The organism is Enterocloster clostridioformis (genome assembly GCF_020297485.1).
GTDB classification, from domain to species: Bacteria; Bacillota; Clostridia; order Lachnospirales; family Lachnospiraceae; genus Enterocloster; species Enterocloster clostridioformis.
Genome location: NZ_JAIWZC010000001.1, coordinates 693,159 through 713,395 on the forward strand (window position 1 = coordinate 693,159; position 20,237 = coordinate 713,395).

17 protein-coding genes are annotated in these 20,237 nt (G+C 49.0%); 16 read left to right on the forward strand and 1 reads right to left on the reverse strand.

The features are described from left to right. Positions 1-43: 43 nt before the first annotated feature. The 10 genes from LA360_RS03170 to LA360_RS03210 all read left to right on the forward strand — a co-directional run bounded on the left by LA360_RS03170 (position 44) and on the right by LA360_RS03210 (position 11,101). Positions 44-1,159 (forward strand): 1-propanol dehydrogenase PduQ, encoded by a 1,116-nt coding sequence (locus LA360_RS03170; RefSeq protein WP_022201793.1) that lies wholly within the window; start codon positions 44-46, stop codon positions 1,157-1,159. A 174-nt stretch (positions 1,160-1,333) separates the two neighbouring features. Beyond that, the gene (locus LA360_RS03175) at positions 1,334-2,665 is read left to right on the forward strand and encodes a PocR ligand-binding domain-containing protein (RefSeq protein WP_112483267.1); all 1,332 of its coding nucleotides are present in this window, start codon (positions 1,334-1,336) and stop codon (positions 2,663-2,665) included. A gap of 2 nt (positions 2,666-2,667) precedes the next feature. Beyond that, positions 2,668-3,696 carry a helix-turn-helix domain-containing protein gene (locus tag LA360_RS03180; protein WP_022201795.1) on the forward strand — a complete coding sequence of 343 codons (1,029 nt, stop codon included), beginning with the start codon at positions 2,668-2,670 and terminating at the stop codon, positions 3,694-3,696. 56 nt (positions 3,697-3,752) lie between these two features. Continuing rightward, positions 3,753-4,280 carry a YceD family protein gene (locus LA360_RS03185; protein WP_057571182.1) on the forward strand — a complete coding sequence of 176 codons (528 nt, stop codon included), beginning with the start codon at positions 3,753-3,755 and terminating at the stop codon, positions 4,278-4,280. Between the two features lie 3 nt (positions 4,281-4,283). After that, entirely contained in the window at positions 4,284-4,466 is a 183-nt protein-coding gene (gene rpmF / locus LA360_RS03190; protein WP_002564324.1) for a 50S ribosomal protein L32, read from the forward strand. A 496-nt stretch (positions 4,467-4,962) separates the two neighbouring features. Next, positions 4,963-5,796, forward strand: coding sequence for a BglG family transcription antiterminator LicT (gene licT, locus LA360_RS03195; protein WP_027642595.1), 834 nt, complete (start codon positions 4,963-4,965; stop codon positions 5,794-5,796). A 50-nt stretch (positions 5,797-5,846) separates the two neighbouring features. Further along, the gene (locus tag LA360_RS29500) at positions 5,847-5,972 is read left to right on the forward strand and encodes a hypothetical protein (RefSeq protein ID WP_263870209.1); all 126 of its coding nucleotides are present in this window, start codon (positions 5,847-5,849) and stop codon (positions 5,970-5,972) included. Between the two features lie 5 nt (positions 5,973-5,977). Next, positions 5,978-7,864: a beta-glucoside-specific PTS transporter subunit IIABC gene (locus tag LA360_RS03200; RefSeq protein ID WP_002595640.1), complete on the forward strand. Its 1,887-nt coding sequence runs from the start codon at positions 5,978-5,980 to the stop codon at positions 7,862-7,864. Positions 7,865-7,883: 19 nt separating this feature from the next. Next, a complete protein-coding gene (locus LA360_RS03205; RefSeq protein WP_112483308.1) occupies positions 7,884-9,641 on the forward strand; it encodes a carboxylesterase family protein in 1,758 nt (585 codons plus the stop codon). A gap of 23 nt (positions 9,642-9,664) precedes the next feature. Next, the gene (locus LA360_RS03210) at positions 9,665-11,101 is read left to right on the forward strand and encodes a glycoside hydrolase family 1 protein (protein WP_057571181.1); all 1,437 of its coding nucleotides are present in this window, start codon (positions 9,665-9,667) and stop codon (positions 11,099-11,101) included. 21 nt (positions 11,102-11,122) lie between these two features. Here LA360_RS03210 and LA360_RS03215 read toward each other — a convergent pair whose 3' ends face one another. Continuing rightward, positions 11,123-11,989, reverse strand: a complete 867-nt coding sequence (locus LA360_RS03215; protein ID WP_057571180.1) for a radical SAM protein — start codon at positions 11,987-11,989, stop codon at positions 11,123-11,125. Positions 11,990-12,230: 241 nt separating this feature from the next. Here LA360_RS03215 and plsX point away from each other — a divergent pair, with 241 nt between their 5' ends. The 6 genes from plsX to ilvA all read left to right on the forward strand — a co-directional run bounded on the left by plsX (position 12,231) and on the right by ilvA (position 20,213). Next, positions 12,231-13,238 carry a phosphate acyltransferase PlsX gene (gene plsX / locus LA360_RS03220; RefSeq protein ID WP_112483269.1) on the forward strand — a complete coding sequence of 336 codons (1,008 nt, stop codon included), beginning with the start codon at positions 12,231-12,233 and terminating at the stop codon, positions 13,236-13,238. A 50-nt stretch (positions 13,239-13,288) separates the two neighbouring features. Next, positions 13,289-13,519, forward strand: a complete 231-nt coding sequence (gene acpP / locus LA360_RS03225) for an acyl carrier protein (protein WP_002564308.1) — start codon at positions 13,289-13,291, stop codon at positions 13,517-13,519. Between the two features lie 98 nt (positions 13,520-13,617). Next, positions 13,618-14,322 (forward strand): ribonuclease III, encoded by a 705-nt coding sequence (gene rnc / locus LA360_RS03230; RefSeq protein ID WP_022201802.1) that lies wholly within the window; start codon positions 13,618-13,620, stop codon positions 14,320-14,322. Between the two features lie 11 nt (positions 14,323-14,333). Continuing rightward, positions 14,334-17,894 carry a chromosome segregation protein SMC gene (gene smc / locus LA360_RS03235; protein WP_022201803.1) on the forward strand — a complete coding sequence of 1,187 codons (3,561 nt, stop codon included), beginning with the start codon at positions 14,334-14,336 and terminating at the stop codon, positions 17,892-17,894. 80 nt (positions 17,895-17,974) lie between these two features. Further along, positions 17,975-18,907 (forward strand): signal recognition particle-docking protein FtsY, encoded by a 933-nt coding sequence (gene ftsY / locus LA360_RS03240; RefSeq protein ID WP_057571178.1) that lies wholly within the window; start codon positions 17,975-17,977, stop codon positions 18,905-18,907. 73 nt (positions 18,908-18,980) lie between these two features. Continuing rightward, a complete protein-coding gene (ilvA, locus tag LA360_RS03245) occupies positions 18,981-20,213 on the forward strand; it encodes a threonine ammonia-lyase (RefSeq protein WP_002583233.1) in 1,233 nt (410 codons plus the stop codon). Positions 20,214-20,237 lie beyond the last annotated feature (24 nt).

Below are 20,237 nucleotides of genomic sequence, written 5' to 3' on the forward strand. Positions count from 1 at the left end.
TGTACGCGGCAGTATATGGACTGAATATGAAGGAGAAGTGCAAATGTCTAATGTATATATAAAGACAAAGATACGCAGCGGAAGCTACGCAATGGAATATCTGCGGAAAATCCGAAAAAAAAGGATCTTGGTGGTTTGTGATAAGTTCCTTGCAGAGAGCGGGGCAATCAGCTACATATTAGATGCGCTGGATTCCAGCAATACCGTGGACATTTTTGACCAGGCCATACCGGATCCCACCATCGAGGTGGTGGGAAAGGGGCTTAGCGTAATCTGTAAGGTACGTCCTGAGATTGTCATTGGTTTTGGAGGCGGCTCTGCCATTGATACGGCCAAGGGAATGATTTACTTTGCCGGAGTGAGGAATCTGGTTCCGAAGCCGAAATTCATCACCATACCCACAACCAGCGGAACCGGCTCAGAGGTCACCTCAGCCGCTGTCATAACGGATTCAGAGAGTAAGAGCAAGCATCTGATATCATCGGATGATATTCTGGCAGACGTGGCCATCCTTGACCCAAGGCTTACATTGTCTGTACCGCCTTCCATTACGGCAAATACAGGGATGGATGTGCTGACACATGCCCTGGAGGCCTATGTTGCAAACGGGAGCAATGTATTCTCGGACGCGCTGTCAGAAAAGGCAATTGAATTATTGATTAAGGCGCTTTTACAATGCTACAGGGATGGAAAGAATTTGGAGGCCAGAACCCTGATGCATGAGGCGTCCACACTGGCGGGAATGGCTTTTAATACGGCAGGCCTGGGATTAAACCACAGCATTGCCCATCAGCTGGGAGGTACGTTCCACATACCCCATGGATTGGCCAATGCCCTACTGTTAAATCAGATCATTGATTATAATAGTGTAAACCATGATATCATGAACAAATATGCAAGTCTTGCCTGCAAGGTCCAGTTGGTTGACATGAACGAATCACCGGTAATGGCTGTCAACACCTTAAAGGAGCTGATTCGTACCCTGATGCGGTGCATGGAAATGCCATCCTCAATCAGGGAGCTGGGAATTAATATAGAGGCATATGAAGAGCAGCTACAGAACATGACGGATAACGCCCTGATGGATAACTGCCTTGCTGGCAATCCAAGGGAAGCCGGAACAGAGGCTATTAAAAAAATATTATTAAGTATTTACTAACTGACAGTAAAGATGACTTGTGACAAGCTGGACATAAGACCGTGTTACCCTAAAGGAGCTGGCACGGCCTTTTTCCATACGCCGTTGTACCGTCTCCTGGTCGGAATAGGATTGTTTAAATGGTGAAAAGATGCTAAAATAACAATTACAGGCATAAAGAGAGGGATTAATCAGATGGCAGAATATCATAAGATGATGCATATGGAAGGGATAGAACCAGATGCATTGGATGAATATCTCAGCATCAATGAAGAAAACAGTATTAATCAACTGGATATCATCCACCTGTTCGGAAAAGAAAAGCTGGAGACAATACAGGAGAGCCTATCCAAGGCAACCGGACTGGCTTTCATTACAGTTGATTTCAAGGGGGATCCCATTACATCGGCAACCTCCTTTTCACGCTATTGTGGGAAGGTTCGCAATAACCCGGAGGCAATGGAGAGATGTAAATCTTCGGATGCCTTCGGTTCCATCCAGGCAGCAGTTACACAAAAGACAAACGTATACTTTTGTCCCTGCGGACTTTTGGAGGTGGCCATTCCAATTATTGTCCGCGGCCATTATCTGGGAGGTTTTATTGGGGGGCAGATTCAATGCAATGATGCCCCGGAATCTGTCAGCAGGCTGTCATCGGTTATGCATTCTGCCAAGGCGGATGAGGCGGTTGCAGAATACAGGCCGTTGCTGGAGGAAATTCCTTTTTATTCATATGAAAAATTTCTGGATATTGCGAACCTGGTTTTTCTGGTAATTAACCAGCTGAGTGAGAACGAGGTCAGCCAGCACCTTCAGGAAGATATTCTGAAGAAACGGATGAAAAAGCTGCAGGTATTGAACCACAGCTATGCCAAGGAAATCACACAAATTAACAGGCGGATTATGGAACTGGAGATGCAGAGCAATCAATATGAGCTTCTGGACATGCTGACATCGCTGTTGAATCTGACAATTATAGAAGAAGCAGACAGGACAAATGAGCTGCTGAGCACCTATATTGATTACATAAAATATAAATATACGGAAAAGAGCACCTTTGTTCATATTTCCGGAGAGCTGGAGCATGCGGAGCGGTACCTGATATTCCAGAAAAAGAAAACAGGGGACCGGCTGGAGTATTCCATCCAGGTTCCAAAGGAACTGCATATGCAGAAGATGCCTTCTGATATTTTAATGCCGTTTATACAAAACGCCTTTTATAATGGTATTATGCTGGAGAAGGAAGGCGGAGAAATTACGGTGACAGGGTATATGCACAGTGGTAATATGTTTCTGGAGATAAATGACACAGGCCCGGGACTGACGGAAGAAGAGCTGGATATCAAGTATGAAGCTTATAAGGACAAACATGAAGGCTATTATATAAAAATGGGTATGGAATATGCAAAGGAGAAGATGAAAAGACTGTTTGGAAAGGAATACGGCATTATTACGGAGAATTACAGAAACAAAGGATCGAAAAGTATCTTATTGTGGCCGGAGCATTATGAAGAAAGGACTGAGTAATCATGTACAGGGTTTTGATAGCAGATGATGATATACTGATGCGCGAAGCGCTGCATGTGATGATTGCAAAGGATAGTGCTTTCAAAGTGGTTTCCATGACAGATACCGGTGAGCGCGCGGTCCGTGTCTGTAAAGAGGATGTGATTGATATTGTATTCATGGATATGCAGATGCCGGGAATCACCGGTCTGGAGGCCAGCAGGATTATTCACCAGTCCAATCCGGAGATTAGTATATATATCCTTTCTGCCCATGCCGCCAACGTTCTGATTCGGAGTGCTGCCCAAAGCCAGGTAAAGGACGTTCTGGAAAAACCGATTACATACAGTTGTCTGAAGAAAATCATGGAAAATTACAAAACAGAACATGAGGATTCCGTGCAGAACCAACTGGAAATCCTTGCCTCCTATCTTCGGAATAAAGATTTCGGGGATTTTTATGACGGAATTGCCGGTGTAATTGATGAAATTTACGCAATTGGCGGTGAGGATCCCGTTCGGCTGATTAAACTTTTTACCTATTTGGGACAGAACCTGCTGGACACCAGGAGTGTGTATGGCGACAGCGGAAACATATCAGAACTGTTCCCGATTAATGAGGTACTGATTCCGGACAGAAAAACATCAGAACTCTGGCTTTTCAGAGTCATGGATTATCTGTTCCGGCAGAACAGTATTGGCCGTTATCCGCTGCTGGAGAATATTTTTATTTATATAGAGAAACATATAAAAGAAGATATTACTCTCAACAGTATTATTGAGAACTGTGCAATCAGTCAGGGATACCTGAGCCGTATATTCAGGGAGCAGTTTAAGGTCAGTGTTACGGAGTATCTTCATATGAGAAAACTGCATCTGGCTAAAGGCTATTTTTACTTTACGGAGGACAGTATTGCGGAGGTTGCATTCCGTTTGGGCTACAATGAAAGCAGTTATTTCAGTAAGGTTTTCAAAAAGTTTGAAAATATGACGGTAAAGCAATATAAGAAAAAAATTCGGCTCGACTCTTCTGGAAAAAAAACGGAAATATAGTTGACAAAATGTGCAATGGTATGTATAATGCAAGAGATGCGTATTAGGAGGTTAATATGCTAATTAACTTATCTGAGCTGTTTCCTGTTGAGGGAAAGTCCAAAACATATACGCCTGAGCTTGAGATGACCCAGTTCAGGATGGCCGACACTGTATACGACATTGCAGAAAAGGGACCATTGTCATTGGTGATAACAAATAGGGGAAATAAGAAGCTGACCTTAGCTGGAACCGCTGATTTGGTTCTGATTATGCCATGCGCCAGATGCCTTGACCCCGTGAGAGTTCCTTTCCATCTGGAAATTGACCAGGAACTGGACATGAACCAGAGTGATGAAGAGCGGGTGGAAGATTTGGACGAGCAGCCCTACGTAAATGGTTATAAACTGGATATCGACCAGTTGGTTGGTAATGAGTTAACCTTGAACCTGCCTATGGCGGTTCTCTGCAGTGATGAATGCAAGGGAATCTGTGATAGATGTGGCACAAATCTCAACCACGAGACTTGTGACTGCGATAATAGGCCACTTGACCCAAGGATGTCAGTTATCCAGGATATTTTTAAACAGTCGAAGGAGGTGTAAACCATGTCTATCTGTCCAAAGAATAAATCTTCTAAAGCTAGAAGAGACAGCCGTAGAGCAAACTGGAAGATGAGCGCTCCAAATCTGGTAAAGTGCAGCAAGTGCGGTGCCCTGATGATGCCTCATAGAGTTTGCAAGGCTTGCGGTTCTTACAACAAGAGAGAAATCGTAAGCGTTGAAGATTAAGAACAAGCATTTTTGTAAAAAGTGAAAAAAGCTAGGAAAAACAAGGGTTTTCGGCTATATTGACCGAGAACCCTTGTTTACATAATACCCATTTCCGAAAGGATTTTTCGGAGCTTTCCGAAGAAATTAATGTTCAAAGAAAACAATTTTATCAGATGTAAAAATGCACAAAAAAATAGTTGAGAAGTGTGCATTTTTACATCTGGACAATAAAAAACAAGAATGTTATACTACGCATAGTGAATAGACGGTAGTTTGTGACCGGTAATGCGGGCAAGGTCTACAAGAAAATGACTCCATGGTGGATGGCGGAGTTTTATTTTGTGGAACTTGTTTTTTTATTTCTGCCAACAACGAGCTGCGTTGACATGTTTGCATGTCTGTATGGCTGTTGCTGCGAGAGTCAAATATCTCGCCGCTTGGGGAGCTGCAAATAGAACGCCCGCTGTTTGGGATGGGAGATTTGACTTACAAAACACATGGGGGAAGGTCCGGTATGGTAATTGAAAAGGTGCTGAATAATAACATGGTTGTATCCCGCAACCCGGAGGGGAAGGAAATTATTCTCCAGGGAAAGGGAATCGGATTTAACAAAAGAAAAAGGGATTCCATAGTAAGCACCCAGGTAGAGCGCATTTTTACACCCAATGACAAGAATGAAATTAAGAGGTTTCAGGACTTTTTTGCAAAGCTGCCGGAGGAATATTGGGAGATCGCGGAGCAGATGACCCATTACGCCAGAGAAGTCTGTGAGCTTAAGGTTTCGGAACGGGTGCTGATTCCTATCTGTGATCATTTGGCAGGAGCAGTGGAACGCTATCAATCAGGAGCAGTCTTAAAAAATCCCATGCTTTGGGAGGTAAAGCATTTATATCCCAAGGAATATCAGGTGGGCTGCCGGGGGCTTGAGCTGGTGAAAAAGAGGTTTCATATCCAGATGGAGCCGGATGAGGCGGCGTTCTTAGCCTTTCATTATGTATGCTCCCAGCTTGGAGACAGCCAGGTAGAGAATCTGGAAGCCATCACAAGGCTCATTAAGGAGATCACACAGATTGTGGAGGCCTGCTACCAGATCCGGATGGATGAGGAAAGCTGGGATTACCAGAGGTTTATCACTCATTTAAAATTCTTTGCCAAGAGGATGTTTGAGGGAAAGCAATGCGCCGGCTCAGAGGATGAATGGTTTCATCTGATCAAGGAAAAGTATCCCCAATCCTACAAATGTATTGTAAAGATAGCAGATTTTATTCACGATGTGTATCATTATGAATTGAACAGGGAAGAGATGCTTTACCTGATGATTCATATTGAAAAAATAACCAGACAATAATTCTAAAATAGAATACAGGCGTGTTACCTGACTGGCTTTCCGGGAGGGGCATGACCCTGACAATTCTCTGCTGTCCGCCAGAGGCTGTAATTTTCAGCCCGGCGGAAGAAGGCAGGCTTTGTCAGGGTTTTTTTGCAGCTGAAAGCTATGGCTATCAAAAAATAAAGAGGAGGTAGAAAAAATGGCATTCGATTATGCGAAAACAGCCGGACAAATCTTAGAAATGGTCGGCGGAAAGGCAAATGTGGAGGGTCTGACCCACTGCATCACAAGGCTGCGCTTTATGTTAAAGGACATGGGGCTTCCAAAGGATTCAGAGGTGGAGAAAATTCCCGGAGTTTTACGGGTCATCAAACAGGGAGGTCAGTACCAGGTGGTTATTGGCAATGAGGTCACTCATGTGTTTGCCGAGCTTCAAAAGCTGGGTGATTTCTCAGACGGAGGGAGGGCGGAAAACGGCGGTCCAAAGGAAAACCTGTTTTCCAGGCTCTGCGCTTTTGTGGCGGGCTGCATGACGCCCCTTCTTCCGGCCATGCTGGGATGCGGTATGATTAAGGTGATTCTGACCTTGCTCACCGCCTTCAATCTGGTGGACACCACGGGCAGCACCTATATCATCCTGAACACAGTGGGAGACGCTTTCTTTTATTTTATGCCGATCATGCTGGCATACACAACGGCTAAGAGGCTGAACAGCAACCCCTTTTTAGCAATGGTGATGGCCGCCGTACTGCTTCATCCCGATCTTGGGGCCTTGCTTTTACAGGGAAACACCTCTTATTTCGGGCTTCCCGTAACCTCGGCTTCGTATAGTTCTTCTGTCCTTCCGGTGCTTTTGATGGTCCCGTTTATGAGGTGGATTGAAAGGTTTGCGGATAAGATCTGCCCAGATATGGTGAAGGTGTTTTTAAAGCCTTTAATTGTCATATTTGTTTCTGTTCCCGTGGTTCTGGTAGTGATTGGCCCTATTGGAGCCATAGTGGGAAATTATCTGGCGGATGGAGTTAATTTCCTTTATAATAAGATTGACTGGCTAATCATTGCCGTGCTTTCCGCAATCATGCCTTTTATTGTTATGACCGGAATGCACTATGCTCTGATCCCCATCTGTACCATCAGTCTGGCCAGCTTTGGTTACGACGCGGTATTAATTACCACCATGTTCTGCTCCAATTTAGCTCAGGGCGGAGCCTCCATGGCTGTAGCCGTCAAGACCAAAGATAATATTGTAAAATCCACAGCATCAGCCGCTGGGATTTCTGCCATTGTGGCGGGCGTCACTGAGCCTGCCATGTATGGAATTACTTTAAAATACAAAACACCCATGATTGCGGCAGTCTGCGGTGCGGGAGCCTCCGGGCTTTATTCCGGAATCACCCATCTGGTGGGGTATACCATGGGAGGTTCCCCCTCCGCTCTGACGCTCATTCAGATGATCGGCGGAGAGGGATTGGCAAATCTTCTTAACGGCGTTATCGCCCTGGCTATATCCCTGGGCGTTTCTTTCCTGGTCAGCCTTGCGCTTTATAAACCCGACCCGGCAGAAGCGGGAGAGAAGGAAGCCGCCAGCGCAGAGGAGACAAAGACCCCGCCGCAGGAAATAAAGCCTTTGGTGGAGCGCATTGAAATCAAAAGCCCTTTAAACGGCGCTGTAATTTCTTTGAAGGAGGTATCGGACCCGGTATTTTCCGGCGGCGTTTTAGGAGAGGGAGCAGCCGTTATTCCTTCTGACGGAAAGGTATATGCTCCTGCAGATGGAATGATCAGCGCGGTTATGGATTCCAAACATGCGGTGGGAATCACTGCAGATAACCAGGCCGAGATTTTAATTCATGTGGGCCTGGACACGGTAAATTTAAAAGGAGAAGGCTTTAATCTTCATTGTAAAATGGGCGACAGGGTGAAGGCGGGAGATCTGCTTCTGGAATTTGACCTAAGCTTATTAAAGGAAAAGGGCTATGATGTGATCACTCCTGTGCTGATTTCCAACCCCGCTGATTTTATCAGCATCAAGGCGGCGGAAACAAAAGAAATTGCAGCAGGAGAGGTATTGCTTACCATTGTATAAAAGAAAAGAAGGTGTGGTTATGAAGAAAAAATGGCTATTGCTCTTAATAGCGGGAGCTGTGCTGGCATCCGGCTGTAAGGGGGAAAACATGGGAAGAGGACAAGCGGTTATGACGCAGGAGACTGCGGCCGGGGAGAATCCGGTTCCGGAAGCGCCGGCTGCTGCGCCGGAGACATCAGTCCAGCCACAGGAGGCTGCAGAGGAAAAGAGAAAGGATACTGCTTTTGGTCCGGTTGAAGGGATTGAAAAGGGGAAGGCGCTGGTATGGTACGGCATTCCTTATGGAAAGGAACCTTCTGGCAGTCTCCGCTGGAAGGCACCATTGGATCCGGATGTCTGGACGGAAAGGCTTTCCGCCACGGATTTTAAGGAGCCTGCCCTTCAGCTTGAAAATGAAGCGGTTATCGGAACGGAGGATTGCTTAAACTTAGATGTTTACAGCAGGAAAGGGGCCAAAAAGCTTCCTGTTATTGTTTTTATCCATGGAGGCAACAATCAAACCGGAAATACCAGGGAATTAATAGGAACTGAAATGGCAGTGAAAAATGATATGGTTTTTGTATCAGTGAATTACCGTTTGGGACTTCTGGGCTTTAACTGTCTGCCCGCCCTTATGGAAGAGGAACATGCCACCGGCAACTTTGCCATGCTGGATATAGCAAAGGCTCTTGACTGGGTAAGGGAAAATATTGAGCAGTTTGGCGGCGATCCGGAAAACATAACGGTTTCGGGGTTCAGCGCGGGAGGGCGCGATGTGATGGCCATGCTCATAAGCCCTCTGTTTAAAGGAAAATTCCAAAAAGCCGTGGTTTTCAGCGGCGGTATGACCGTGTCCGACCAGGAATTGAGCGCAAAAAAAATTGCAGCTGCCATTGCGCCTTTGGCCGTAGAGGATGGGAAAGCAGGGGATGAAACAGAGGCAGAGGAATGGCTTTTAGGAACAGGGAAGGAGGTGCGGGATTATTTATACAGCATTTCTTCAGAACGCTTAAGCGCCCTTATGGGAAACGCGGGAATACGGATGAGCGTGTTCCCCCACCTTTACGCCGATGGTGTTGTGATTCCAAAGGAAGGCTTTGAAACAGATGCGTATATAGATGTGCCTGTTCTGATGCTCACCGGAACTACAGAATTCAGCATGTTTGCCTATGGAGATAGTTATTATTCCGGAAGCGGCATGGAAGGTCTTTCAGAGGAGGAGCTCCTTGCCGCAAAAAATTTTGCCATAAAATATGGAAGCAGAATGTATGGATATTTTAACACAGAGGCTTCCGCTGAGAAGATGAGCTCTTCCTATGAATCTCCCATTTATTTATGCAGCGTCAATTATGGGGATTCCAGCTCCGCCTATCCAATTCCTGTTTACGGGTCTTTCCATGGTATTTTTATACCCATGCTTTCCACAGAGAACAATTATGCCCCCATGCTGCCTGATACCTTTAACCAGCCTGGATATGTGGACATGGGGAATCTGTTTTTGCAGTACCTTAAAAACTTCCTTTACACAGGAGATCCAAACGGCCAGGGCCTTGAAGCCTGGAGCCCATGGGACGAAAAAACGCATCTTACCATGGTGCTTGACGCCGCAGAGGGCAAAGCCCTGGCAGAATGTAAGTCTGTAAAAACGTCTTACGGTGTAATTATGGATGAAATGGACCAGGATGAAACCATATCCAAAGAAATAAAAGAAAAGGTAATCGCAAATGTGATGAACGGCAGATGGTTCAGCGGCCACCTGGATCAGCGCTATGAAAATAAAAGCCTTTGGGTGGATTAAAATATGGAAAGGAGATTGAAACAATGTCAGTATTAAAAGAAAACTTTTTATGGGGCGGCGCAGTGGCCGCCAACCAGTGCGAGGGAGCCTGGAATGTGGACGGAAAGGGGGTGTCCTGCGCTGATTTGTGCACAGGAGGTTCCCGCGCAACCTCCAAGAGGATTACGAGAGCTGTGGAGGAGGGGACCTTTTATCCCAGCCATGAGGCCATTGATTTCTACCATCATTATAAAGAGGACATCGCCCTCTTTGCAGAAATGGGTTTTAAGTGCTTCCGGTTTTCTATTGCCTGGACCAGGATTTTCCCCACTGGAATGGAAGAGGAGCCAAATGAAGCCGGATTAAAATTCTATGATGATGTCATAGAGGAATGCTTAAAGCATGATATTGAACCTTTGGTAACCATTTCCCATTATGAAATGCCCTTTGCCATGACGGAAAAATACAATGGCTGGGCTTCCAGAGAATGTGTGGAGCTTTTTGTGAAATACGCAAAGGTCTTATTTAAGCGGTATAAAGGAAAGGTGAAATACTGGCTGACCTTCAATGAAATCAACGCAGGCACCATGCCCATGGGAGGCTATTTGTCTCTGGGAATTTTAAATGAAGGCACCACGGATTTTATGAACCAGAAGGATATTCCGGCCCTGCGTTTTCAAGGGATTCACCATCAGTTTGTGGCAAGCGCCCTGGCTGTCATGGAAGGACATGAGATTGACCCTGACTGCCAAATCGGCTGTATGATCTGCCATATCACCACCTATCCCCTCACCTGCAATCCTAATGATATATTGAAGGCTCAGAAGAAAAACCAGATCATGAACCAGTTCTGCGGGGATGTACAGGTTAGGGGAGAATATCCTCACTTTATGAAACGGTATTTTGAGGAAAATCAAATCACTGTTAACATGGAGCCAGGGGATGCAGAAATTTTAAAGCAGGGCTGCGTGGACTTCTATACCTTCAGCTACTACATGTCAAACTGCGAGAGCGCTGACAAAGACAAGGTCCGGACAGGCGGCAATTTAGCCGGAGGGGCCAAAAATCCATATCTGGAATCCAGCGACTGGGGCTGGCAGATCGACCCTAAGGGCTTACGGTACACCTTAAATGAGCTTTATGGCCGCTACCGCATCCCCTTAATGGTGGTGGAAAACGGTCTGGGCGCTTATGACAAGATTGAAGAGGACGGAAAAATCCATGATGAGTACCGCATTGATTATTTGAAAAAGCATATTGAGCAGTTGAAGGAAGCGGTCAGGGATGGCGTGGACTTGATGGGTTATACTCCATGGGGCTGCATTGACTTAGTCAGCGCTTCCACAGGAGAGATGGCAAAGCGGTACGGCTTCATCTATGTGGAAAAATACGACGACGGAACAGGGGATTTATCCAGGAGAAAAAAGGATTCCTTTGACTGGTATAAGAAGGTGATTGAAAGCAATGGGGAAGAACTGTAATGGCTGGCCTTGCTTAATGGATTAGTACGTAATAACCGGCTCCTGATTCTTGTACCGTTCAATGGCCCGGTCCAGTTTATCCAGCATCTTCTCCCTTTCGCCGGGCAGGGTTCCCCGGACCCGGAACTCAATGCGGTCGTGGAATCCGTCGTATACCAGGGGCCCCGGGGTGGTCAGAAGTTCCAGAAGCAGCCGTTCCTCCTGCAGGTTTTCCAGCTCCGTGGCAGGAACAAAGGTTTTGGCCTGGGCCTCGCGGTACAGAGGGGCGCTGTGAGACAGGAACAATGAGAAGTTTATGACACGCCGGGGCCTGGTGCGGTTGAAGAATTCTGCGGTGGCATATGCATTTTCCCTTCCCCTTCCGTGCCCTGCAATTCCGGTCATGATATGGGCATCATAAATAAATCCCGCATTTTGAATCCGGTCAATCTGGCGGTATGCCTGGTCCAGGTTATGGTCCTTTTCCATACGGACAAGGACATCGTCCAGGCCGCTTTCAATGCCTAAATACAGATGGCGTATACCGGCAGCCCGGAGGGCCTGCAGCTCCTCTTGGGATTTGGCCCGGATATTGGTGACAGTGGCATCCATGTTGATGGCGCAGCAATCCGGAAAATACCGGTGGATCAGGTCTGTTATCTTAAGAAGACGGCCTGTGTCCAGTCCAAAGGCATTGCCGTCACCGAGAAAGACGTGCTTTGGATTCCCTCCCAGATTACGGACCCGTTCCAGCTCCCCCTCTATCTGCTCCATGGGAAGCTCCCTGTATTTCAGGTGTCGGAACAGAGTGCAGAATTTGCACCGGTTGTAGGAACAGCCAACGGCAACCGGAAGCATATAGGATGAGCGTTCCATGGGACCGCGGCAGATTTGTCCTTCATAATTCATAGAAATCCCTCCTAAATATCATAAAAGTATCACTGGCTTTATCTGCTTTTATTTTACCACTCCGGAGGCCGGTTGACAATCCAAACGTTGCAGAAGTATGCATATTCCTGACGTATGTACGCCTGGAACAGACACAAACAGGGGCCTTCAATTCCCCAAAAACCAGTGAAAAAACATATTGATTTATAGAATGATATCTAGTATATTATAAGTTGTATGCAGGACCGAAAGGAGAGTCATTATGATTAAAGTAGCGGTAGACGCTATGGGCGGAGATTATGCGCCGGGCGAGATGGTAGCCGGAGCAGTGGAGGCTGTGAACGCAAAACCTGGCATCCAGGTATTTCTTGTGGGGCAGGAGCAGGCAGTTGTTTCAGAACTGTCAAAGCACACCTATAACAAGGACCAGATTCAGGTGGTGAACGCCACAGAAGTAATTGCCACTGAGGAGCCGCCGGTAAACGCTATCCGTAAGAAGAAGGACTCTTCCATTGTGGTGGGCTTAAACCTTGTAAAACAGGGAGAAGCCGATGCCTTTGTATCCGCCGGAAGTTCCGGGGCAATCCTGGTAAGCGGACAGGTGATAGTGGGACGCAATAAGGGTGTGGAACGTCCGCCGCTGGCACCGCTTATTCCTACGGAGAAAGGCGTATCACTTTTGATTGACTGTGGAGCCAATGTGGATGCCAGAGCGTCTCACCTGGCGCAGTTTGCCCAGATGGGTTCCATCTATATGGAGCATGTGATGGGAATTAAGAACCCGCGGGTAGCCATTGTCAATATCGGTGCGGAGGAAGAAAAAGGCAATGCGCTGGTGAAGGAGACATTTCCCCTGTTAAAGGAATGTAAGGGGATTAACTTCATCGGAAGCATTGAAGCCAGGGAAATTCCCCATGGCGGAGCGGATGTCATTGTCTGTGAGGCATTTGTGGGCAATGTAATCCTGAAGCTGTATGAAGGGGTTGGGGCCACCTTAATCAGCATGGTGAAGGGCGGTATGATGTCTACCCTGCGCAGTAAGATTGGCGCCCTTTTGGTAAAGCCGGCTCTCAGGGAAACACTTAAATCCTTTGACGGCAGCCAGTACGGCGGAGCCCCCCTGCTGGGTCTGAAAGGCCTTGTAGTCAAGACCCACGGCAATTCAAAGCGCACGGAGGTGCGTAATTCCATTATTCAATGTGTGACGTTTAAGGAACAGGATATCAATGGTAAAATCCGTCAGTGCCTGGACGTCCAAAACGAAAAATAAGTCCGAGGGACGAAGTTAAAAATCAAGATTTAAGAAAGAGGAGCTAAGAGATGGAATTTGAGAAATTACAGGGTATTATCGCAGAAGTTTTGAACATTGAACCGGAGGAAGTGACAATGGCAGCTACATTCGTAGATGACCTGGGTGCGGATTCACTGGACATTTTCCAGATTATCATGGGAATTGAAGAGGAATTCGACATTGAGATTCCAAATGAGGCTGCAGAACAGATTGTGACAGTAGGCGATGCAGTAGAGCAGATTAAGAACGCTTTAAACTAACGGACAGGCACAGGGGCTGTAAGCACAGCCCTTTTTGTGCGTTTGGGAGGCATGTTTTAAGACCTGCCCCACGGGTATTTGAAGAAGGAAGGATCATTATGAACAGTCATTTAAAAGAACTGGAAGAGAGGATTTCATACGAGTTTAAAAACAAGAACCTGTTTACCCAGGCCCTGACCCACAGCTCCTATGCCAACGAGCACCGTCTGGACCACAGCAGGTGCAATGAGCGCCTGGAGTTTTTGGGGGATGCTGTCCTGGAAATCGTGACCAGCGAATTCCTCTACCGCAAGTATGAGACACTGCCGGAAGGAGATTTGACAAAAATCAGGGCCAGCATTGTGTGCGAACCCACCCTGGCTTACTGCGCTGGGGATATTAAGCTGGGCCAATACCTGTACCTGGGCAAGGGCGAGGATGCCACCGGCGGCCGGAACCGCAATTCCGTGGTGTCAGACGCCATGGAGGCACTGATTGGCGCGATTTACCTGGACGGTGGTTTTGCTAATGCAAAAGAGTTCATTCATCGTTTTATCTTAAACGACATCGAACACAAGCAGCTCTTTTATGATAGCAAGACTATCTTACAGGAGATGGTGCAGAGCCGCCAGGAGGCGCCCCTGTCCTATGAGATTATCCGTGAGGAAGGGCCGGACCACAATAAATCCTTTGAGGTCTGTGCCAAAATCGGGGATGAGGAGGTCGGCCGGGGCGCGGGACGTACCAAGAAGGCGGCAGAACAGGTGGCTGCCTATAACGGCATCCTGAAGCTTAAGGCGCAGGAAGCCGCAGCAGAAGAATAAGCAGGTGGACTATGTATTTAAAAAGTATTGAGATTCAGGGGTTTAAATCCTTTGCCAACAAGCTGGTATTTGAATTCCATAACGGCATTACCGGTATCGTTGGCCCCAACGGCAGCGGCAAGAGCAATGTGGCCGACGCAGTGCGCTGGGTACTGGGCGAGCAGCGCATCAAGCAGTTGCGCGGCGCCAGCATGCAGGATGTCATCTTTGCGGGAACCGAGATGAGAAAGCCCCAGGGATTTGCCTACGTGGCTATCACCCTGGACAACAGCGACCATCAGCTGGCCATTGACTATGACCAGGTGACGGTATCCCGCCGTCTCTACCGTTCCGGTGAGAGCGAGTATATGATAAACGGCAGCGCCTGCAGACTAAAGGATATCAACGAGCTGTTCTATGATACGGGTATAGGCAAAGAGGGATACTCCATTATCGGACAGGGACAGATTGACAGAATACTAAGCGGTAAGCCGGAAGAACGCCGGGAGCTTTTTGATGAAGCTGCCGGTATCGTTAAATTTAAGCGCCGCAAGGCCATTGCCCAGAAGAAGCTGGAGGACGAGCAGGCCAACCTGGTCCGCGTAAGCGATATCCTCTCCGAGCTGGAGAAGCAGGTGGGCCCCCTGGAGCGTCAGTCCAGGGCGGCCAGGGAATATCTTCAGTTAAAGGACAGCCTTAAGATATGCGATGCCAACCTGTTTCTCATGGAGACAGAGGGAACGGGAAAGCAGCTGGAGGAAGTGGAGAAGCGCCAGCAGATCCTCTCCGGCGATATGGAAGACACAGGCAGGGAATCTGAGCGCCTGAAGGCCGGATATGAGGAGCTGGAGCAGTCCCTGGCAGATCTGGAGCGCCGCATGGCAGCTGACCGGGATGAGCTGAGCCAGGGCACGGTGCTGAAGGGAAATCTGGAGGGCCAGATCAATGTCTTGAAGGAACAGATACATACGGAGGAGATGAACCAGGAGCATCTGGAGCACAGGCGGGATGTGATTAAAGAGGAGCTGGCCGCCAAGAATCAGCAGCTGGACTCCTATAGAGAAGAACTAAAGGCCATGGGCGGCCAGGTGAGGGATGCCCTAAAGCGCCAGGAGGAAGCCGGAGCCCGCCTGGAGGGACAGGATGAGGCCATCCGCCGTCTGGAGGAAGCCATTGAGGGGGCAAAGGGGAGCATCATACAGGCCCTTAACGAGAGAGCCTCCCTGACGGCCAGACAGCAGCGCTATGAGACCATGCTGGAGCAGGTGAATTTACGGCGCAGCGAGGTATCGCAGAAGCTTCTCAGATTTAAGAGCGACGAGTCGGTGCAGGATGAGCACATCGGCAGGGAACGGGCTTTGTTAGACCAGCTGAATGAGGAGCTGGAGCAGAAGCAGTTCGCGGCTCAGGAGACTGAGGACGCCCTTCTTAAGGCAGAGCAGGAATCCCGCCGCCTGAACCGGAATTTAAACGACACCCAGCAGGAGTACCATATGGCCTACACCAAGCTGGAGTCCCTTAAGAACCTGGCGGAACGCTATGACGGCTACGGCAACAGCATCCGCAGGGTCATGGAGGTGCGTGACCGGGTACACGGCATTCATGGGGTGGTGGCTGATATCATCACCACCAGCCAGAAGTATGAGACAGCCATCGAGACAGCCCTGGGCGGAAGCATCCAGAACATTGTAACGGATTCAGAGGCAACGGCCAAACAGCTGATTGAGTATCTGAAGAAGAATAAATACGGCAGGGCCACCTTCCTTCCGCTGACCAGCATTAACGGCAAACAGGTATTTTCCCAGCCCGCGGCCCTGAAGGAAAAGGGAGTTCTGGGACTGGCCAGCGATCTGGTCCAGGTGGACTCCCGGTATGAAGGCCTGGCCAGGTACCTGTTAGGCCGTGTGGTAGTGGCAGACACCATCGACAACGCCATTGCGCTGGCCAGAAAGTATAAGTACAGTCTGCGCATCGTCACCCTGGAGGGCGAGCTCTTAAGCGCCGGCGGTTCCATGACGGGCGGCGCCTTTAAGAATTCCAGCAACCTGCTGGGACGGCGCAGGGAGATTGATGAGTTAGAGAACACCTGCAGCAAGGCGCTGGTCCAGGTGGAGAAGATTCAAAAGGAACTGAACCTGGAAGAATCCCTGGCTCAGGAGAAAAAGGGGGAACTGGAGAAGCTGCGCGCCGACATCCAGTCCATGGCCATCCGGGAGAATACCATCCGTATGAACATATCCCAGCTGGAGGATAAAAAGGCGGAGATTGCGGAGTCATCCACGGACCTGGTGCGCGAGCACGGACAGCTGGAGGAGCAGGTAAAGGAAATCAACGAGAGCCGTACGGCTCTCACCCAGGACTCCAGGGAACTGGAGCAGGTGAGTACCCAGGCCAACCAGGAGATAGAGGACAAGACGGTTCTCCTGGAGAACTCCAGGAAAGAGCGGGAGACCTGTGCTGCGGACCTGTCGGCCCTTCAGATGGAGGCAGCCAACCTGCGCCAGAAACAGGACTTTATCCGTGAAAACTCAGACCGTGTGTCCGGAGAAATAAAGAAGCTTACAGAGGAGTTTGACTCGCTGGCCGAAGGCACGGAAAATTCCGGGCAGGTGATTGAGGGCAAGCGCCAGGAGATTGCGCATCTGGGAGAACTGATTCAGAATGCCATGGTGCACATGAAGGAACTGGAACAGGTGATGGCGGGCCATGAGGCTGAAAAGGAGGAGATGTCCTTAAGGCAGAAGGCGTTTCTGGCAAAGCGGGAGGAACTGACCGCCCGCCTGGCAGAGCTGGACAAGGATATGTTCCGCGTCCAGGCCCAGAAGGAAAAGCTGGAGGAAAAGCTGGAGGCTTCCACCGCCTATATGTGGTCGGAATATGAGATGACCTACTCCACGGCACTGGAGCTTAAAAGGGAGGAATACCAGTCCGTCCCTGAGGTAAAGAAGCTTATAGATGAATTGAAATCCAGAATAAAGGGACTGGGCAACATCAATGTCAACGCCATTGAGGATTATAAAGAGGTATCGGAGCGCTACGAGTTTATGCGGACCCAGCACGAGGACCTGGTCACTGCCCAGGCCGAGCTGGAGAAAATCATTGAGGAACTGGATACCGGGATGCGGCGTCAGTTTGAAGAGAAGTTTGGTGAAATACGGGCTGAATTCGACAAGGTCTTTAAGGAATTGTTCGGAGGCGGACGGGGCACACTGGAACTGATGGAGGACGAGGACATCCTGGAGGCAGGCATACAGATCATTGCCCAGCCCCCGGGCAAGAAGCTGCAGAACATGATGCAGCTCTCAGGCGGTGAAAAGGCTCTCACAGCCATTTCCCTGCTGTTTGCCATCCAGAACCTAAAGCCGTCCCCATTCTGTCTTCTGGATGAGATTGAGGCAGCCCTGGACGATTCCAATGTGGACCGTTTCGCAGGATACCTTCACAAGCTGACCAGGAATACCCAGTTCATCGTTATCACCCACAGAAGAGGCACCATGGTCTCAGCGGACCGCCTCTACGGCATCACCATGCAGGAGAAGGGCGTGTCCACGCTGGTCAGCGTGAACCTCATTGCAGATGACCTGGATAAATAGTGCAAGTTGTGATATGATGATTCATATATATTGATTGTATATAAGACCTAATATGTAAGACACAAAAAGGAGAATGATTTATGGCAGAGGGAAAGAAGGGCTTTTTCGGGCGCCTGGTAGAGGGCCTGGCCAAAACCCGCAGCAATATCGTGTCAGGGATAGATTCCATTTTCAGTGGTTTTTCCGCCATTGACGATGATTTCTATGAGGAGATAGAGGAGACCCTTATCATGGGAGATTTGGGAATCCAGACCACCATGTCCATTGTGGAGGATTTGCGTAAGAAGGTGAAGGAGCAGCACATCCGGGAACCGGAGGAGTGCAAGGAGCTTTTAATCAACAGCATAAAGGAGCAGATGGACCTGGGCGAAAACGCATACGAATTCGAGCACAGGAAGTCCGTGGTTCTGGTCATCGGTGTCAACGGAGTGGGCAAGACCACATCCGTGGGCAAGCTGGCCGGACAGCTTAAGGACGACGGACGCAGGGTCATACTGGCGGCGGCGGATACCTTTCGGGCGGCTGCCATTGAGCAGCTGACTGAATGGGCCTCACGGGCCGGAGTGGAGCTTATAGCGCAGCAGGAGGGGTCTGACCCGGCGGCTGTTATCTATGACGCGGTGGCGGCAGCCAAGTCCAGGAAGGCGGACGTGCTTATCTGTGATACGGCCGGAAGGCTTCACAATAAGAAGAATCTGATGGAAGAGCTTAAGAAAATCAACCGGATCATTGACAAGGAATATCCGGATGCCTACAGGGAGACTCTGGTGGTGTTAGACGGCACCACGGGACAGAATGCCCTGGCCCAGGCCCGCCAGTTTATGGAGGTGGCCGACATCACAGGCATTATCCTGACTAAACTGGACGGCACAGCCAAAGGCGGCATTGCCGTGGCCATTCAGTCCGAGCTGGGAATTCCTGTAAAATACATTGGAATCGGGGAGAAGATAGACGACCTGCAGAAATTCAATGCGGATGATTTTGTCAATGCCCTGTTCCATGTGCAGAAATAACCGAACGTGGATTGAAACAATACATTGACGTGCTATAGTATAGAATAAAAGCAAGGGAAAGAAGGACAAAGATATGGAAGAACTGACATTGGAAAAATTTGAGGAGGCCTCCGAGCTTGTGAAGGATGTGACCACAGAGACAAAACTGGTATACAGTGAGTATTTCTCTGCCCGGACAGGAAACAAGGTATTTTTCAAGCCGGAGAACATGCAGTACACGGGAGCCTATAAGGTGAGGGGCGCCTACTATAAGATACACACCCTGACCGAGGAGGAAAAGTCCAAGGGTCTGATTACAGCGTCGGCCGGCAACCATGCCCAGGGTGTGGCCTACGCGGCCAAGCTGGCCGGTGTGAAGGCCACCGTGGTCATGCCCACCACCACGCCTCTTATGAAGGTGAACCGCACCAAGAGCTACGGCGCCGACGTGGTGCTGGAGGGGGATGTGTTTGACGAGGCCTGCGATCACGCATATAAGCTGGCGGACGAGTTCGGATATACCTTTGTACATCCCTTTGACGATCTGGACGTGGCTACGGGGCAGGGCACCATTGCAATGGAAATTATCAAGGAGCTTCCCACCGTGGACTATATCCTGGTTCCCATCGGCGGAGGCGGTCTCTGTACCGGCGTTTCCACTCTGGCCAAGCTTCTGAATCCGAAAATTAAGGTCATTGGCGTGGAGCCCGCAGGCGCCAACTGTATGCAGGCATCCCTTAAGGAGGGAAAGGTGGTGGGACTTCCCCAGGTGAACACCATTGCGGACGGTACGGCAGTGAAGCGTCCCGGCGAAAAGCTGTTCCCTTACATACAGGAAAATGTGGACGGTATCATCACCATAGAGGACAGCGAGCTGATTGTGGCTTTCCTTGACATGGTAGAAAACCATAAGATGATTGTGGAGAATTCCGGCCTCCTGACCGTGGCTGCCCTAAAGCATCTGAACGTACAGAAAAAGAAGATTGTATCCATCTTAAGCGGCGGCAATATGGATGTCATCACCATGTCCTCCATTGTACAGCACGGCCTGATTGAGAGGGATCGTGTATTTACCGTGTCCGTGCTCCTTCCCGACAAGCCGGGAGAGCTGGCCAGGGTATCCGCCCTTCTCGCCAAGGAGCAGGGCAATATCATCAAGCTGGAGCACAATCAGTTTATCAGTATCAACCGCAATGCTGCCGTGGAGCTGCGCATCACCATGGAGGCATTTGGAACAGACCATAAGAATCAGATTGTATCTGCCCTTACCAGCGCGGGATACCGTCCCAAGCTTGTAAAGTTCAAGGGCACCTACAGTGAGATGTAGGCATCAGACCAGACAAGATACAGG

Excerpts from the sequence above, each read along its gene's own strand:
- LA360_RS03210 (WP_057571181.1), top strand. The coding sequence starts at position 9,665 with ATGTCAGTATTAAAAGAAAACTTTTTATGGGGCGGCGCAGTGGCCGCC.
- LA360_RS03180 (WP_022201795.1), top strand. The coding sequence starts at position 2,668 with ATGTACAGGGTTTTGATAGCAGATGATGATATACTGATGCGCGAAGCG.
- ilvA (WP_002583233.1), top strand. The coding sequence starts at position 18,981 with ATGGAAGAACTGACATTGGAAAAATTTGAGGAGGCCTCCGAGCTTGTG.
- LA360_RS03200 (WP_002595640.1), top strand. The coding sequence starts at position 5,978 with ATGGCATTCGATTATGCGAAAACAGCCGGACAAATCTTAGAAATGGTC.
- LA360_RS03175 (WP_112483267.1), top strand. The coding sequence starts at position 1,334 with ATGGCAGAATATCATAAGATGATGCATATGGAAGGGATAGAACCAGAT.
- LA360_RS29500 (WP_263870209.1), top strand. The coding sequence starts at position 5,847 with ATGACCCTGACAATTCTCTGCTGTCCGCCAGAGGCTGTAATTTTCAGC.
- LA360_RS03205 (WP_112483308.1), top strand. The coding sequence starts at position 7,884 with ATGAAGAAAAAATGGCTATTGCTCTTAATAGCGGGAGCTGTGCTGGCA.
- LA360_RS03215 (WP_057571180.1), bottom strand. The coding sequence starts at position 11,989 with ATGAATTATGAAGGACAAATCTGCCGCGGTCCCATGGAACGCTCATCC.
- licT (WP_027642595.1), top strand. The coding sequence starts at position 4,963 with ATGGTAATTGAAAAGGTGCTGAATAATAACATGGTTGTATCCCGCAAC.
- rnc (WP_022201802.1), top strand. The coding sequence starts at position 13,618 with ATGAACAGTCATTTAAAAGAACTGGAAGAGAGGATTTCATACGAGTTT.
- smc (WP_022201803.1), top strand. The coding sequence starts at position 14,334 with ATGTATTTAAAAAGTATTGAGATTCAGGGGTTTAAATCCTTTGCCAAC.
- plsX (WP_112483269.1), top strand. The coding sequence starts at position 12,231 with ATGATTAAAGTAGCGGTAGACGCTATGGGCGGAGATTATGCGCCGGGC.
- LA360_RS03170 (WP_022201793.1), top strand. The coding sequence starts at position 44 with ATGTCTAATGTATATATAAAGACAAAGATACGCAGCGGAAGCTACGCA.
- LA360_RS03185 (WP_057571182.1), top strand. The coding sequence starts at position 3,753 with ATGCTAATTAACTTATCTGAGCTGTTTCCTGTTGAGGGAAAGTCCAAA.
- rpmF (WP_002564324.1), top strand. The coding sequence starts at position 4,284 with ATGTCTATCTGTCCAAAGAATAAATCTTCTAAAGCTAGAAGAGACAGC.
- acpP (WP_002564308.1), top strand. The coding sequence starts at position 13,289 with ATGGAATTTGAGAAATTACAGGGTATTATCGCAGAAGTTTTGAACATT.
- ftsY (WP_057571178.1), top strand. The coding sequence starts at position 17,975 with ATGGCAGAGGGAAAGAAGGGCTTTTTCGGGCGCCTGGTAGAGGGCCTG.